This window comes from Marinobacterium arenosum (assembly GCF_019795155.1).
In the GTDB taxonomy this organism is placed as follows: domain Bacteria; phylum Pseudomonadota; class Gammaproteobacteria; order Pseudomonadales; family Balneatricaceae; genus Marinobacterium_C; species Marinobacterium_C arenosum.
Genome location: NZ_JAILYN010000001.1, coordinates 67401 through 83068, shown reverse-complemented (window position 1 = coordinate 83068; position 15668 = coordinate 67401). Strand labels below are relative to the sequence as shown.

Genomic DNA, 15668 nt, shown 5'->3' with positions numbered 1-15668 from the left:
CGGCCGAACCTACCCGGCCCTACAACCGGTGCAATGCCGCTTGAAGCTTGCCGCTTGCAGTCAAAATAAGGGAAAATACCTATATTTTTGTTGCCGCACTGCCGTTTTGCAGGTAATGTTTACGTTAACGTCAAAGTTAATCGGGTGGCTGGTGAAGCCCGCCGTACCCTTGAAGTGATGGGAGACTCCGTATGCAGATCAAAGACAACGTATTCGTAATCACCGGTGGCGGCCGTGGCCTGGGCCGGGCGATGGCGGTGCACCTGGCGGAACAGGGCGCCAAGCTGGCGCTGGTCGACCTGGACGGTGCTGCACTGGACGAAACGGTTGGCCTGTGTGCTGAGAAGGGCGCTGAAGCGCGCAGCTACATCTGCAATATCACCGACGAAGCCAAGGTCGAGCAGGCGTTCGCCCAGATCAAGCAGGACTTCGGCCAGATCAACGGCCTGGTCAACAACGCCGGCCTGTTGCGTGACGGCATGCTGATCAAGGTGAAGGATGGCGAGCTGGTCGGCAAGATGAGCCTGGATCAGTGGCAGTCGGTGGTCGACGTCAACCAGACCGGCACCTTCCTGTGCACCCGTGAAGCGGCCGGCATCATGGCGGTACAGGGCCAGGGCGGGGTGATCGTCAACATCTCCTCCGTTGCCAAGGCCGGCAATATCGGCCAGACCAACTACGCCGCCACCAAGGCCGCCGTGGCCAGCATGGTGGTGACCTGGGGCCGCGAACTGGCGCGCCACGGTATCCGCGTCGGCGGTATCGCGCCGGGTGTGATCTCCACCGATATGACCGCGCAGATGAAGCCGGAAGCGATCGAGCGGTTGGTTGCCGCGGTGCCGGTCGGCCGTCTGGGCGAGATGAGCGAGATGGCGCACACGCTGCAGTACATCATCGAAAACGATTTCTTCAACGGCCGCATCGTCGAGATGGACGGCGGCCTGCGAATGTAAGCAAGTCCTCTTTGACTCTTTTGCACCGGTACTGACTGGTACGTCGTTTGGGGAAGCCTTGCTTCCCCTTTTTTTTGTGAGCTCGCCGTTCAATTACTCATTTCCGCTGAAGAAATAGAGCCGGCTCAGCAAGGTGTAGTCCGCCTCGGCGGCCATCAGGCCGACCAGCACCAGGAGACAGCCCGGCGGCAGCAGGATGGCGTAGACGATCGCCAGCCGCTCCCAGGCCATATGCATGAAGATCGCCACGATCAGGCCGGCCTTCAGCAGCATGAACAGGATAATCAGCGACCAGCGCATCAGCCCCTGGAACTGAAAGTAGTCGACCAGGTAGGAGAGGGTGCTGAGCAGGAACAACAACCCCCATATCTTCAGATAGAGGCCGATCGGATGTTGCTGGCCTTGGGTGTGTGCGTGTGCCATGACCGTTCCTTTTTACCTGTTACCAGAGATAGAAAAACGCGAAGATGAATACCCACACCAGGTCGACGAAGTGCCAGTACAGGCCGGTAATCTCGATGATCTGGTAGTTGCCCCGCCGCTCGTAATCTCCGCGCAGCACCTTGAAGGCGACGATGCTCAGGTAGATCACCCCGACCGACACGTGCAGGCCGTGAAAGCCGGTGATCATGAAGAACGCCGCGCCGAACTGGGCGGCCCCCATCGGATTGCCCCAGGGGCGCACGCCCTCTTCGATCAATTTGGTCCACTCGAACGCCTGCATGCCGACGAAGGTTGCACCGAGCAGCGCGGTCGTCAGCATCAGTAACGCCGCCGGCAGTCGTCGGCGCCGGTAGCCGAAGTTGACCGCCATCGCCATGGTGCCGCTGCTGCTGATCAGGACGAAGGTCATGATGGCGATCAGGATCAGTGGGATGCTCTGGCCGGCGATGGTCAGCGCGAACACCTCGCTCGGATTGGGCCAGTCGGCGGTGGTACTGATCCGCACCGTCATGTAGCCGGTCAGGAAACAGGAGAAGATGAAGGTATCGCTGAGCAGGAAGATCCACATCATCGCCTTACCCCAGGAGACCTGCTTGAAAGCGTCCTTGTCGGAGGCCCAGTCACTGACCAGGCCGCGCAGGCCCGGCGGTTGTGGATTGGTAACGCTTTCGGTAGCCATCTGGTTCACCTCAGGCCGCAGAACGCGGCGATCGCCTGGTAGGTTTCCTGTGAGCGGGTCAGTACCAGGAACAGCAACAGCCAGAGCCCCAGCAGGAAGTGCCAGTAGCGGGTGCAGAGCTCGATCGCCAGCGGTTGTAAGGAGTGCTGCCGGCCGAATAGCCGGGCGGCGATCACCGTCCAGCCGACCAGCCCGCCGATCAGGTGCAGGCCGTGCAAGCCGGTCAGCAGGTAGAAGAAACTGTTGGCCGGATTACCGCTGACCAGGTAACCGTCCTCGACGAACCGCTGCCAGACCCACAGCTGGCCGGCCAGGAAGCTTAGCGCAAACAACCCGCCGAGCAGGAAGCTGGCGCGACAGAGGCTGGCCAGACCGTGCTGGGCGGCGGTCTTGGCCCACTGCAGGGCGAGGCTGGCGCATAACAGCAGCGCGCTGGTCAGCCACAACGGCCAGTTGTCCGCCAGCGGCGCACCGGACCCGACCAGCGATTGCCAGTCGGGCAGCTGGGCGCGGGCGATAAAGGCGATCAGGAACAGCAGGAACAGCGAGCTGATCACCATCAGCAACAGCCAGAGGCCGGTTCGGTAGATCCGCCCACGCAGCCGCTCACGGGCGGCGGGATCGGGCATGTGGCCGCCGTCGGCGCCGTTGTCGGTCACTCTGAATTGCAGGGTATTCATCTTTGGTCACCCGGTCCGGTCGGACGTTCGGCCGCTGGCTGTTCGCTGGCCGGCGGCTGGCCGCTCTTAAGCTGTGCCATTTGCTGATCGGAAATAGTTTGCGGCAGGTAATCCTGTGCCAGGCCCGGCACGCTGTAGTCGTACGGCCAACGGTGCACCACCGGCAGTTTCCGGCCCCAGTTGCCGTGCCGCGGCGGGGTCTCCGGGGTCTGCCACTCCAGGCTGTTGGCGTGCCAGGGGTTGGCGCCGGCCGGCTTGCCCTTGAAGGTGCTCCAGGCCAGGTTGAACAGGAACAGCAGTTGGGCAGTGCCGACCAGCAGCGCCGCGACGGTGATAAAGGCGTTCAGGTCGTGGGCCGATTGCGGGATGAACTCGTAGTTCTCGTAGGCGTAATAGCGGCGCGGCATACCGAGGAAGCCCAGGTAGTGCATCGGGAAGTAGATCGCGTAGGTGCCGAGGAAGGTGATCCAGAAATGCCAGCGGCCCAGCCGGTCGTTCAGCATCCGCCCGCTGATCTTCGGGAACCAGTGGTAGATCGCGCCGAACACCACCAGGATCGGCGCCACCCCCATCACCATGTGGAAGTGGGCCACCACGAAGTAGGTGTCCGACAGCGGCACGTCGACGATCACATTGCCGAGAAACAGCCCGGTCAGGCCGCCGACCAGGAAGGTCAGGATGAACGCCAGCGCGAACAGCATCGGCACCGTCAGGTGGATATCGCCGTGCCACAGGGTCAGCACCCAGTTATAGACCTTCAGCGCGGTCGGCACCGCGATCACCAGGGTGGTGAACGCAAAGAAAAAGCCGAAGTAGGGGTTCATGCCGCTGACGTACATATGGTGCGCCCAGACCACGAAACTGAGCACGCCGATGGCGATGATCGCCCAGACCATCATCCGGTAGCCGAAGATGTTCTTGCGGGCGTGGGTGCTGATCAGGTCGGAGACCAGGCCGAACGCCGGCAGCGCGACGATGTAGACCTCCGGATGGCCGAAGAACCAGAACAGGTGCTGGAACAGGATCGGGCTGCCGCCCTGGTGCTCCAGCGGCTGGCCCATCGAGATGATCGCCGGCATGAAGAAGCTGGTGCCTAGCAGCCGGTCGAACAGCATCATCACCGCGCTGACAAACAACGCCGGAAAGGCCAGCAGCGCCAGTACCGTGGCCATGAAAATTCCCCAGACGCTGAGCGGCATCCGCAGCAGGGTCATACCGTGGGTGCGGGCCTGCAGTATGGTGGTGACATAGTTCAGCCCGCCCATGGTGGCGGCGACGATGAACAGCGCCAGTGACACCAGCATCAGGACGATACCCCAGTCGGTGCCCGGCGTGCCCTGGGTGATCGCCTGCGGCGGGTAAAGCGTCCAGCCGGCACCGGTCGGGCCGCCCGGCGCGAAGAAACTGGCGATCAGCACCAGCACCGATAGCAGATAGAACCAGTAGCTGAGCATGTTGACGTAGGGGAACACCATGTCCCGCGCACCGACCATCAGCGGGATCAGGTAGTTGCCGAAGCCGCCGAGGAACAGCGCGGTCAGCAGGTAGATCACCATGATCATGCCGTGCATGGTCATCGCCTGGTAGTAGGCGGCCGGATCCATGAACTCGAGGCTGCCGGGGAAACCGAGCTGCAGCCGCATCAGGCCGGACAGCACCAGTGCGATCAGGCCGACGAAGATCGCCGTCAACGAGTACTGGATGGCGATCACCTTGTGATCCTGGCTCCAGATGTAGCGGGTCAGGAAGCTTTTCGGTTCGTGTAGCGCTTCGTTTTCTGCTTGTTCCGCGTAGGTCATCGGGTTACCTCTACGGTGACTCTCCCTGTCTCTCCTCTGTCTGTGAACTCTGCGTGTTATCCGCCGCCAGCGAGCGGAGATAGGCAAGCATCGCCTCAAGCTGCGCCTCACTCAGAGTATAGGGCGGCATGATCGGGCTATAACCCCGTACGATGGCGGCGTTGGGCGAGCGGATCGAATCCGCGAGATAGGCGTCGTCCGCAAGCAGCTCGCGACCGTCGTCAAGCGTTCTGCGGCTGCCGTATAGCCCCAACCAGCCGGGGCCGACCGCCGGACTGCCGTCGACGCTGTGACAGGCCAGGCAACCCAGGGTCTGGGCCAGTTGGCGACCCTGTTCGACCGGAACGGCCGAGCGATCGGGCTCGACGGCATCCTCCGCACCGCTCAGTGAGCGGATATAGGCCACCAGTGCGTCCAGCGTCTCGGAATCGAACGGGTAGGCGACCATCACCGGTGGATAGCCCTGAACCAGCTTGGCGTTCGGCGCGACGATCGATTCGATCAGGTAGGCGTCATCGACGGTCACTGTGCTGCCGTCCGCCAGGATTTCGGTTTTGCCGTACAGCCCCAGCCAGCCGGGGCCGAGGCTGGGCGTGCCGTCGATACTGTGGCAGGCCAGGCAGCCGTTCTGTTCGGCCAGCAGGCGGCCCTTCTCGACCAGCGGGTCGGCCGCGGGCGTGGCGGCGTCTGCCTGCAGTTGGGCGAAGGTCGGCTGCGCCGCCAGCCACTGCTCGAAGGTCTCGACCGGTTCGACGATCAGCTTGCCGCGCATGTTGTAGTGGCCGATGCCGCAGAACTCGGCGCAGAGGATCTCGAAACTGCCGGTGCGGGTCGGCTGGAACCATAAGTAGGACACCATACCGGGCACCATATCCATCTTGGCGCGCATCTGTGGGATGTAGAAGTTGTGCAGCACATCCTTGGAGCGCAATAGCACCCGTACCGGCCGGTCCAGCGGCAGGTGCACTTCGTTGCTGCGGATCAGCCGGTCGTCCTGGCCGTTGGGGTCGCCCGGGTCCAGCCCCAGCGGATTATTGGCGCTGACCCAGCGGATGCCGGTGCGGCCCAGCTCGCCGTCGTCACCGGCGAAGCGGAACGCCCACTGCCACTGCTGGCCGACAACCTCCAGCGGATAGGCGTTTTTCGGTACCCGGATGAAATCGTCGTAGACGATCAGCCCAGGCGCCAGCATTGCCACGATGCCGACCGAGGTGATGCCTATCAGCCACCACTCCAGCTTGCGGTTCTCCGGCTCGTAGGCGGCTCGGCGGCCGGGCCGGTGGCGGAAACGGATAATCGCGATGGCGACGAACAGCGAAATGGCGACAAAGAACAGCCCGGTGATCAGCACCGTCAGCAGCAGGGTGTCATCGATCGAACCCCAGTTGGATGCCGCCGGTGTGGCCTGCCAGGGACTTAGCAGGTGAAAAATCACCGAGCCGATAACCACCAGAATCAGAACGATTGCCAATGCCATGACAGTTACTTCCGTGAGCCGGGGAGCAGCGCTTGCCGGCGCTGATGATTCGAAACGGCCTCTCCGCTCCCGCATCGTGGCGGGAGTTGGTGAGTTGCTAAACTGCCGGCGGCAAGGCCGCGGACAAGGGTCATGGTTGTGCTCTGGACGTTGACCGGTCTGGGACAGGTAGCAAAATGACCAGTAGTTGGCCGTCAATGTCTAAAAGCGTAGTGCCGATCCTGAACGGCTGCCAAGCGCCCGGCTGAACTGGGGTGATGGTTCAGCGGTCCCCCGGTGGTTCACGGGGCACTATACTTGCACTATACCAACCGGTATGTATACTGCGCTGGACTCTCAGCGTCGGAGTAGATTATGCGTAAGCCAACCGATACCCGTGAGAAGCTTCTGGAAACCGCCATCGCCCTGATCTGGCAGAGCAGCTACGCCAGCGTCGGTGTGGCTGAGATCTGCAAGCAGGCCGGCGTCACCAAGGGAAGCTTCTACCATTATTTCACGAGTAAGGCCGAGCTGTTCTACGAAGCCTGCCAGCACCACTGGCAGGTTAAAAAGAAAGAGCTGGATGCCATCTATTCACCGAGCTTTACCCCGTTGCAGCAGCTGGAAAATCTCATCCGGTTCGTCATTGACCAACAGGAATCGGAAGCGGTGGACGAAAATCCGGTGTCCGGCTGCCCGTTCTTCACCGCCGGTGCCCAGAGCGGCTGCAGCGAGCTGAAAGTACGCCAGGCTGCCCAGGAGATGTCTGATAATGCGGTGACCTATAATGTCGCCCTGGTTCGCAACCTCAAGGCGGAGGGGCTGCTCAACGGCGACCCGGCTCCGCAGCAGATCGGGCGGCTGCTGCATGAGTTTATCCAGGGGCTGCTGGTTACCGGACGCGTCTACCGCAGCCTGGAGCTGGTCAAGCAGGACCTGCGCGAAGGGATATACCGGCTGGTCGACCTGAAGGCCGAATACCGCTGCCAGCCGGTCGCTGACGAAGCGCCGGTCGTTGCCGCCCCATTGCCGGCCTGACACTCCAACCATTCCTCCCATACAAATGCCCGTGTCGCCGGCGCGGGCCCGCCGCACCGCATCAGTTCCAGCGTTCGCCCTGATATGGGTGTCGTCCCATCTTTGGCATTGATCACCTGTACGTTCTCCGCGGGCTGTCGGAAATTCGATTGCCGCCACTTTTACGAACAGTCCGTCACCGATATCGCGTTGATCCATACCGACCGGTATGTATACTTTCGGCACAAGTCGCATACCGACCGGTATGTATATTTCGAGATTAGCCGGGAGCCTGACCATGAACGCCACTGCGCGAGTGAACAAATACCGTCCGACCCTGCTGGCGGTCGCCGTGATGGCGATGCTGGCCAGCGGGGTCGCTGTCGTCCGTTACCTGCCGTCCGCCGATGCCGGCCAGCAACCGGCGGGCGAACACGCCGCCCCGCAGCTGCCCAAAGTGGATGTGGTAACGCTGGCATCGCGCCCGCTGCGGTTGTGGAGCGAGTACTCCGGTCGACTGAGCGCGGTCAGTCAGGTCGCCGTGCGGCCGCAGGTGAGCGGTACCGTCCAGCAGGTGCTGTTCGAAGAGGGCCAGCGGGTGGCAGCGGGCGATCCGCTCTACGTAATCGATCCGCGTCCCTACGAGGCGGCTGTCGCCAGTGCCGAGGCGGCGCTGGCCTCGGCCAGGCACCGGTCGCGGCTGGCGGGGCTGGAGCTGAAGCGGGCGAAGGATCTGATCAACAAGCGCGTCATTTCGCAGCGCGCCTACGACACCATCGTCAACGACTATCGGGTGGCCGCCGCCAGTATCGATGCCGCCGAGGCGGCGCTGCAGCAGGCGCGGCTGAATCTGGAGTACGCCCATATCAAAGCGCCGGTATCCGGCCGGATCAGCCGTGCCGAGCTGACCGTCGGTAACCTGGTTCAGGCCGGCGCCAACGCGCCGGTGTTGACCACCATCGTATCCGACGACCGTTTCTACGCTGAATTCGAGGTCGATGAGCAGACCTATGTCCGGGCGGTTCGCCAGGGGGGGCTGTCGTCGGCGATGCCGGTCGAGCTGGTGTTGAGCGGTGACGACAGCGTGGTCTACCAGGGCCGGGTGCACGCCTTCGACAACCGGCTGGATACCCGGTCCGGCACCATCCGCGCTCGCGCGATCTTCGACAATAGCGACGGTGCGCTGGTGGCCGGCATGTATGCCCGGGTGCGGCTCGGATCCGCCGATCGGCCCGATACCCTGCTGGTCAGCGAACGGGCGATCGGTACCGATCAGGACCGCAAGTTTGTCTACGTGGTCGATGGCGAAGGCAAGGTGGCCTACCGCGAAGTGAGCCTGGGGCGCAGCGTCGATGGCCAGCGGGTGGTGGAATCAGGGCTCAACGCCGGCGATCAGGTGATCGTCAACGGCCTGCACCGGATCCGCCCCAATATGCAGGTGGCGCCGGTCGAGCTGGCGGCCAAATCCGCCGGCGCCGGCAAACCTGAGCAACTGGCGAGCCGCTGATCAGCGAATGAAACAGTACCTGGCGTACGCGTATTAATCCGGCGGAATCAAAAAGATGAACATTTCCAAAGCGTTTATTGATCGCCCCATCCTCGCCGCCGTGCTGTCGGTGGCGATCTTCCTGGCCGGCTTGATCTCGATGTTCAAGTTGCCGATCTCCGAGTACCCGGAGGTAGTGCCGCCCACCGTGGTGGTCAGCGCCTCCTTCCCGGGCGCCAACCCGACCGTGGTCGCTGAAACGGTCGCGACGCCGTTGGAGGAGGCGATCAACGGCGTGGAAAACATGCTGTACATGTCCTCCCAGTCCACCGCCGACGGCCTGATGACCCTGACGGTCACCTTCGAGATCGGCACCGATGCCGACCTGGCCCAGCAGCTGGTGCAGAACCGGGTCTCCCAGGCGCTGCCGCGACTGCCGAATGTCACTCGCCAGCTGGGGGTGACCACGGTGAAGAGTTCGCCGGATTTGACCATGGTGGTGCACCTGAACTCGCCCAACGACCGCTATGACACGCTTTACCTGCGTAACTACGCGGTGCTGAACGTCAAGGATCAGCTGGCGCGCATCGAGGGGGTGGGCCAGGTGCGGCTGTTCGGCGCCGGTAACTACGCCATGCGGCTGTGGCTGAATCCTGAAAAGATCGCCGAACGCGGTTTGACCGCCGGCGAGGTGATCGCCGCCGTACGCGAACAGAACGTACAGGTGGCGGCCGGTGTGATCGGCGGCGCGCCTTACGCCGGTGCCGTCGAGCTGCAACTGCCGGTCAATGCCAAGGGGCGGCTGGAAACGCCTGAAGAGTTCGAGCAGATCATCATCCGTGCCGATGAGGCCGGCAAGATTACCCGGCTGAAGGATGTCGCCCGGGTTGAGCTGGGCGCCTCCGAGTATGCCTTGCGTTCGTTGCTGGACAACAAGCGCGCCGTGGCGTTGCCGATCTTCCAGTCGCCGGGGGCCAACGCGATCGAGATCTCCAACAACGTCCGCGCCAAGATGGAGGCGCTGAAGGAGAACTTCCCGGAAGGGGTGGATTACAGCGTGGTCTACGACCCCACGGTGTTCGTGAAGGGCTCGATCAAGGCGGTGGTGAAGACCCTGTTGGAAGCGGTCGGCCTGGTGGTGCTGGTGGTGATTCTGTTCCTGCAGACCTGGCGGGCGTCGATCATTCCGCTGCTGGCGGTGCCGGTGTCGATCGTCGGCACGTTCTCGCTGATGTACCTGTTCGGCTTCTCGATCAATGCCCTGTCGCTGTTCGGCCTGGTGCTCTCCATCGGTATCGTGGTCGATGACGCCATCGTGGTGGTGGAGAACGTGGAGCGCAACATCGCCGAAGGGCTCAACCCGCGCGAAGCCACCTACAAGGCGATGCGCGAGGTCAGCGGGCCGATTATCGCCATTTCGCTGACCCTGGTAGCGGTGTTCGTACCGATCGCCTTTATCAGTGGCCTGACCGGCCAGTTCTACAAGCAGTTCGCGTTGACCATCGCGATCTCCACCATCATCTCGGCGTTCAACTCGCTGACCCTCAGTCCGGCGCTGTCGGCACTGTTGCTGAAGGAGGAAGGCGCGAAGAAGGACCTGCTGACCCGTACCATGGACACGCTGTTCGGCCGCTTCTTTGCCGGTTTCAACCGTTTCTTCAAGCGCAGCGCCGGTCAGTATTCCCGTGGCGTCGGTGCTATCCTCAGTCACAAGACCTCGTCGCTGGCGGTCTACGGCCTGTTGCTGGGGTTGACCTATTACGGCTTCAACCAGGTGCCGCAAGGGTTTGTGCCGATGCAGGACAAGCAGTACCTGGTCAGCTTCGCCCAACTGCCGGAGGGTGCGACGCTGGAGCGGACCGAAGCGGTGATCCGCGAGATGTCCGAGATCGCCCTCAACGAGCCGGGGGTGACCAGTGCGGTGGCTTTTCCGGGACTGTCGATCAACGGCTTCACCAACAGCTCCAGCGCCGGCATCGTCTTCGCTACTCTGGATGACTTCGACCAGCGCACCGATCCGTCGCTGTCGGGCTTTGCGATCTCGCAGCGTTTGCAGCAGAAATACGCCGCCGTCGAGGAGGCGTTCATCGCCATCTTCCCGCCGCCGCCGGTACAGGGGCTGGGCACCATCGGCGGCTTCAAGTTGCAGATCCAGGACCGTACCGACCAGGGCTACGAGGCGCTGAACAAGGCGTTGCAGGAAGTATTGCAGAAGGCCTATGCGGCACCGGAGCTGGCCGGGGTGTTCTCCAGCTACAAGATCAACGTACCGCAGCTGTTCACCGACCTGGATCGTACCAAGGCGAAGCAGTTGGGGCTGAATATCGACGAGATCTTCCAGTCCATGCAGATCTACCTGGGCTCGATGTATATCAACGATTTCAATCAGTTCGGTCGCACCTACCAGGTGGTGGCCCAGGCGGATAAGGAGTTTCGCTCGACGCCGGACGATATCCTGCAGCTGAAGGTACGCAACAATCAGGGCGACATGATCCCGCTGGGGGCGGTGCTGACCGTTGGCGAAAGCTTCGGGCCGGAAAGCGCCGGCCGCTACAACGCCTTCCTGGCGGCGGATATCAACGGCAATGCCGCGCCGGGCTACTCCAGCGGTCAGGCCCAGGCGGCGATGGCCAAGATCCTGGAGGAAACGCTGCCGCGGGGGATGGACTTCGAGTGGACCGAGCTGACCTACCAGCAGATCCTGGCCGGCAATACCGCGGTGTTCATCTTCCCGCTGGTGGTGCTGCTGGTGTTCCTGGTGCTGGCGGCCCAGTACGAGAGCCTGACGCTGCCGTTGGCGGTGATTCTGATCGTGCCGATGAGTCTGCTGTCGGCGATCGCCGGGGTCTGGTTGACCGATGGCGACAACAATATCTTCACCCAGATCAGCCTGTTCGTACTGGTCGGCCTGGCCACCAAGAATGCGATTCTGATCGTCGAGTTCGCCCGTGAACTGGAGAAACAGGGGCGCGATATAGTGACGGCCGCCATCGAGGCCAGCCGTCTGCGCCTGCGGCCGATCCTGATGACCTCGTTTGCGTTCATCATGGGGGTGTTGCCGATGGCCGTCTCCACCGGCGCCGGCGCCGAGATGCGCAATGCGATGGGGGTCGCGGTGTTCTCCGGGATGCTGGGAGTCACCTTCTTCGGCCTGTTCTTCACGCCGCTGTTCTATGTGCTGTTGCGCAAGTTGGCAAGCCGGAAGGCGGTGTCCGCGCACCGGCCGTTGAAAGAGGAGGGCTGAGTCAGCGACGCGATTGAGGGGCGGCCGATCAGCGGCGGTCAGACGCTGCCAGCCAGTGTGCCAGATCCTGCCGCCTGTCGATATCGATTGCCGCCGCCGCCAGCGGGCATTCGACCACGTCGATCCGCTGCTGATAGAGCAGCTGCTTGGCGCCCCGGTCGCCCTGCAGATGCTGCAGGGCGGCGAAGCTGTTGGCGCCGAAGATCGCCGGTACGCTACGGCTGTTTTGATAGTAGCTGCAGACGATATTGTCGCCGCTGAACTGGCCCTGCAGTTCGGCCAGATCGGCGCCGGTCAGCGCGATCTGGTCGGCCAGCATGATCAGGATCGCGTCATGGCGTGGGGCAAGCTGGCCGACGCCATAGGCGATCGAGTTGCCTAGCCCCTGCGCCCAGTCCGGGTTATGGATCAGCTCCACGCCCTGGATGTCACCGGCCTGCTGTGCCGCCCGCAGCTGCGGATGCCAGGCGCCGCTGATGACGTACAGGTCGTCCGGCCAGAGCTGGCGGGCGCTATCGATACTGTGCTGCAACAGCGGCTTGCCCGCCACCGGGGCCAACAGTTTGCAGCCGCCGAAACGCGCAGAGCGGCCGGCCGCCATGATCATTACCGCCAGGCGGCTCATCGTTCGATCACTGCGCTGAGCGAGCGGGCCGAACGCTTATTCAAGGCGGCGTGGCACTCCGCCAGGATCGCCAGTGCGATGCTCTCCGGCAGTTCGCCACCCAGGTCGAGTCCGGCCGGCCCGGCCAGCGGCTGGCGCAGTTGCGTTTCGCTCAAGCCGGCCTGCTGCAACACCCGGGCACGGCGGTTGGCCGGCCCCAGCATCGCTAGGTAGCGGAGCGGCACCTGCTGCAGGGCAGAAAGGGCGGCGGCGTCCAGCGCCACGTTATGCGCCATCAATACCGCGGCATCCACCGTCTGACGGCGGCAGTAGTCGGCCAGTTGCTCTGCCGGGCCGTCGAGCAGGCTATCGGCGCCGAGGAAGAACTCCCGCCGGCCGTTGGCCGGGCGGGGGTCCCACAGGCAGACCTGCCAGCCCAGCTCGGCGGCAATCGCCACCAATGGCCGGGCGTCGATACCGCCGCCGACCACCAGCAGGTGGGGCGCGGGCCTGATCCGGCTGACCAGCCATTGCTGATCGCCTTCCCGGATCAGTTGGCCATGCCGGCCGTCGGTCCGGTCCTGACCGTCTGCGCCGGCGATAAAACGGCTGTCCGCCTCGCCGGCAGCGGTCGGAATCCGCTGGTAGTAACTGCCGGCGGCGCGGCCGGTCAGTGCATGATGGACGCTGTCCAGTTGCAGGTAACGGTTATCGGCGTGGATCGGTTGCAGCAGGATATACACGGTGCCGCCGCAGCCGATACCCAGCTGGAACGACAGGTCATCCTCGTCGCTGCCGTCGTAACAGAGGGTGGCCGCTTTGCCGGTTTGCATCACGCGGCGGGCGTGCTGCTGGATATCGGATTCCAGGCAGCCGCCGCTGAGCATGCCGAACTGCTGGCCGAGGCCGTTCAACAGCATCATCGCACCGGCTTTGCGGTAGCTGGGGCCCTCGGTGCGGTACACCGTGCCCAGTACCCACTGCGTTGCGTCGCGCTGCGGATACCAGTGCCGCAGCAGTTGTGACAGATGATTCGACATCTTCTTTTTCTCAAATCGAAACGCACCCTGCTGCCGGGGCGCGGATTGCGGCCCGGCAACAGGGGAGTCGGATTAAGCCAGCTTCAACGGCAAGCTGTGGAAGCGCTGTCCGGTAGCCGCACTGAGCGCGTTGGCCACCGCCGGGGCGATCGGCGGGGTGCCCGGCTCACCGACCCCGGTGGGCGGTTCGGCGGAGGGTACGATATGCACCTCGACCGCCGGCATCTGGTCGATCCGCGCCACCTGGTAGTCGTGGAAGTTGGACTGCACCACCCGGCCCCGGTCCAGGGTGATGGCGCTGACCAGTGCCGGCGACAGGCCGTAGCCGAGGCCGCCCTCCATCTGGGCCCGGATCACGTCCGGGTTGATGGCGACGCCGCAATCCACCGCGCAGACCACCCGCTCGACCTTGAAGGTGCCGTTGTCGTCGACCGAGACCTCGGCCACCTGGGCGACGAAGGTGTTGAACGACTCATGCACCGCCACGCCGCGGGCGCGCCCCTTGGCCAGCGGCGTTCCCCAGCCGGCCTTCTCCGCCGCCAGCTGCAGCACGCCCCGATGGCGGGGATGGTTGGCCAATAGCTTCATGCGGTACTCGACCGGGTCCTGCTTGGCGAGCCGGGCCAGTTCGTCGATAAACACCTCGGTCGAGAAGGCGGTATGGGTACTGCCCACCGAGCGCCACCACTGGACCGGTACCGGCAGGTCGACGGTGTGCAGCTCGATCCGCAGGTTCGGAATCCGGTAGGGCAGGTTGGACGCGCCCTCCACCGACGTCGGGTCGATGCCATCCTTGATCATCCCCTCGAAGGGGCTGCCCTTGATGATCGACTGGCCGACGATGCGCTGCTCCCAGGCGACCGGATTGCCGGCGCTGTCCAGCGCGGCGCGCAGCCGGTGAAAGTACATCGGACGGTAATACCCGGCCCGGGTATCGTCCTCGCGGGTCCAGACCAGTTTGACCGGCGTGCCGGGCCGGGCCTTGGCGATCAGCGCCGCCTCCACCACATAATCGGCATGGGGGTTGGCGCGGCGGCCGAAACTGCCGCCGGCGTAGAGCATGTTGATCTTCACCTGCTGCGGCTGCAGGCCCAGCGCATTCGCCACGGCCAGCTGGTCGCCGGTCTGAATCTGGGCGCCGTACCAGAGCTCGCAGCCCTGCTCGGTGAGCTGGGCGACGCAGTTCATCGGCTCCATCGTGGCGTGGGCCAGGAACGGGAATTCGAAGCTGGCTTCCAGCACGGTTTCCGCCCCGCTCAGGGCGGTGCTGCTGTTGCCGTCATTGCGCGCCACCAGGCCCGGTTGCTCGGCCAGCGTTTTATAGTGGCTCATGATCTCGTCGGAGCTCAGCATGAAGGCCGCGCTCTCATCCCAGTCGACCTCCAGCAGGTCGCGCGCTTTCTTGGCGCTCCAGAAATCCTTCGCCAGCACCGCGATGCCGCTGGGGATCTGCACCACATCGACCACCCCTGGCGCCGTCCGGCTGCTGTCGGCGTTGAACCGGCGCAGCTTGGCGCCGAAGCGCGGCGGATGCGCCACCAGGGCCGTGAGCATGCCGTCCAGCTGCACGTCCAGCGTGAACAGGGCGGTGCCGTCGTTCTTGCCACGGTCTTTGCGCGGCAGCTGCTGGCCGATATAGCTGAACTGGTCCGGCTGTTTCAGCTTTAGCGACTCGGCCGGCGGTACCGGCTGCTGCGCGGCCAGCTCGGCCAGTTCGCCGAACCGGGCGCTGTTGCCCGATGCGGCGTGGCTGACCAGGCCGCGCTGGACGCCAATCTCGCTGGCGGGTACCTGCCATTTGGCGGCCGCGGCGGCAACCAGCATCGCCTTGGCGGCCGCGCCGGCCTGGCGCATCTGCATATAGGCGTTGGCGATCGCGGTGCTGCCGCCGGTGCCCTGGAACGGGCCCCAGAGCAGGTTGTTGTAGCGGGTGGCGTCGGCCGGTGCGGCCTCCGGCCGGATCTGCGCCCAGTCGGCATCCAGTTCTTCGGCGACCAGCGTCGCCAGGCCGGTGAAGGTTCCCTGGCCCATCTCCAGATGCTTGATCACCACGGCGACGCTGTCGTCCGGGTTGATCCGGATAAAGGCATTGGGCTCGAAGCCGCCGTCGGCGGTGGCGGTCTGGTCGGCCAGCGCGATCGGAAGATTGACCGCCAGGGTCAGGCCGGCGCCCAGGCCGCCCATCAGTTTCATGAATCCGCGGCGGTTGGTGACCAGCGCGGAGCTCACGTCGGTGTAACTTTTTGCTGTGTAATTGCGACGCATC

12 protein-coding genes are annotated in these 15668 nt (G+C 63.9%); 4 read left to right on the top strand and 8 right to left on the bottom strand.

The window, feature by feature from the left end; genetic code table 11:
• Window positions 1–191 precede the first annotated feature (191 nt).
• Window positions 192–953 carry an SDR family oxidoreductase gene (locus K6T12_RS00380; RefSeq protein ID WP_222218326.1) on the top strand — a complete coding sequence of 254 codons (762 nt, stop codon included), beginning with the start codon at window positions 192–194 and terminating at the stop codon, window positions 951–953.
• Between the two features lie 93 nt (window positions 954–1046).
• Here the strand turns inward: K6T12_RS00380 and K6T12_RS00375 are convergent, their stop codons facing one another.
• The 5 genes from K6T12_RS00375 to K6T12_RS00355 are packed head-to-tail and all read right to left on the bottom strand — an operon-like array spanning window position 1047 to window position 6032.
• On the bottom strand, window positions 1047–1376 hold the full coding sequence (locus K6T12_RS00375; protein WP_222218324.1) for a cytochrome C oxidase subunit IV family protein: 330 nt from the start codon (window positions 1374–1376) through the stop codon (window positions 1047–1049).
• A 19-nt stretch (window positions 1377–1395) separates the two neighbouring features.
• On the bottom strand, window positions 1396–2076 hold the full coding sequence (locus K6T12_RS00370) for a heme-copper oxidase subunit III family protein (RefSeq protein WP_222218322.1): 681 nt from the start codon (window positions 2074–2076) through the stop codon (window positions 1396–1398).
• Between the two features lie 5 nt (window positions 2077–2081).
• Window positions 2082–2756: a cytochrome c oxidase subunit 3 gene (locus tag K6T12_RS00365; RefSeq protein ID WP_222218320.1), complete on the bottom strand. Its 675-nt coding sequence runs from the start codon at window positions 2754–2756 to the stop codon at window positions 2082–2084.
• Window positions 2753–4555, bottom strand: a complete 1803-nt coding sequence (ctaD, locus tag K6T12_RS00360; protein WP_222218318.1) for a cytochrome c oxidase subunit I — start codon at window positions 4553–4555, stop codon at window positions 2753–2755. Before ctaD ends, K6T12_RS00365 begins: the two co-directional genes overlap by 4 nt.
• Window positions 4556–4565: 10 nt before the next feature.
• On the bottom strand, window positions 4566–6032 hold the full coding sequence (locus K6T12_RS00355) for a cytochrome c oxidase subunit II (RefSeq protein ID WP_222218317.1): 1467 nt from the start codon (window positions 6030–6032) through the stop codon (window positions 4566–4568).
• 354 nt (window positions 6033–6386) lie between these two features.
• Here K6T12_RS00355 and K6T12_RS00350 point away from each other — a divergent pair, with 354 nt between their 5' ends.
• The 3 genes from K6T12_RS00350 to K6T12_RS00340 all read left to right on the top strand — a co-directional run bounded on the left by K6T12_RS00350 (window position 6387) and on the right by K6T12_RS00340 (window position 11758).
• Window positions 6387–7049: a TetR/AcrR family transcriptional regulator gene (locus tag K6T12_RS00350; RefSeq protein ID WP_222218316.1), complete on the top strand. Its 663-nt coding sequence runs from the start codon at window positions 6387–6389 to the stop codon at window positions 7047–7049.
• A 277-nt stretch (window positions 7050–7326) separates the two neighbouring features.
• Window positions 7327–8535, top strand: a complete 1209-nt coding sequence (locus K6T12_RS00345) for an efflux RND transporter periplasmic adaptor subunit (RefSeq protein WP_222218315.1) — start codon at window positions 7327–7329, stop codon at window positions 8533–8535.
• Between the two features lie 55 nt (window positions 8536–8590).
• Window positions 8591–11758, top strand: a complete 3168-nt coding sequence (locus tag K6T12_RS00340; protein ID WP_222218314.1) for an efflux RND transporter permease subunit — start codon at window positions 8591–8593, stop codon at window positions 11756–11758.
• Window positions 11759–11786: 28 nt separating this feature from the next.
• Here the strand turns inward: K6T12_RS00340 and K6T12_RS00335 are convergent, their stop codons facing one another.
• The 3 genes from K6T12_RS00335 to K6T12_RS00325 form a co-directional block, all read right to left on the bottom strand.
• Entirely contained in the window at window positions 11787–12383 is a 597-nt protein-coding gene (locus K6T12_RS00335) for a nucleotidyltransferase family protein (RefSeq protein WP_222218313.1), read from the bottom strand.
• Window positions 12380–13402 carry an XdhC family protein gene (locus K6T12_RS00330; RefSeq protein WP_222218312.1) on the bottom strand — a complete coding sequence of 341 codons (1023 nt, stop codon included), beginning with the start codon at window positions 13400–13402 and terminating at the stop codon, window positions 12380–12382. The genes K6T12_RS00335 and K6T12_RS00330 overlap by 4 nt, the downstream gene beginning before the upstream one ends.
• Window positions 13403–13474: 72 nt before the next feature.
• Complete coding sequence (locus tag K6T12_RS00325) at window positions 13475–15667, bottom strand: xanthine dehydrogenase family protein molybdopterin-binding subunit (RefSeq protein ID WP_222218311.1); 2193 nt, start codon at window positions 15665–15667, stop codon at window positions 13475–13477.
• Window position 15668 lies beyond the last annotated feature (1 nt).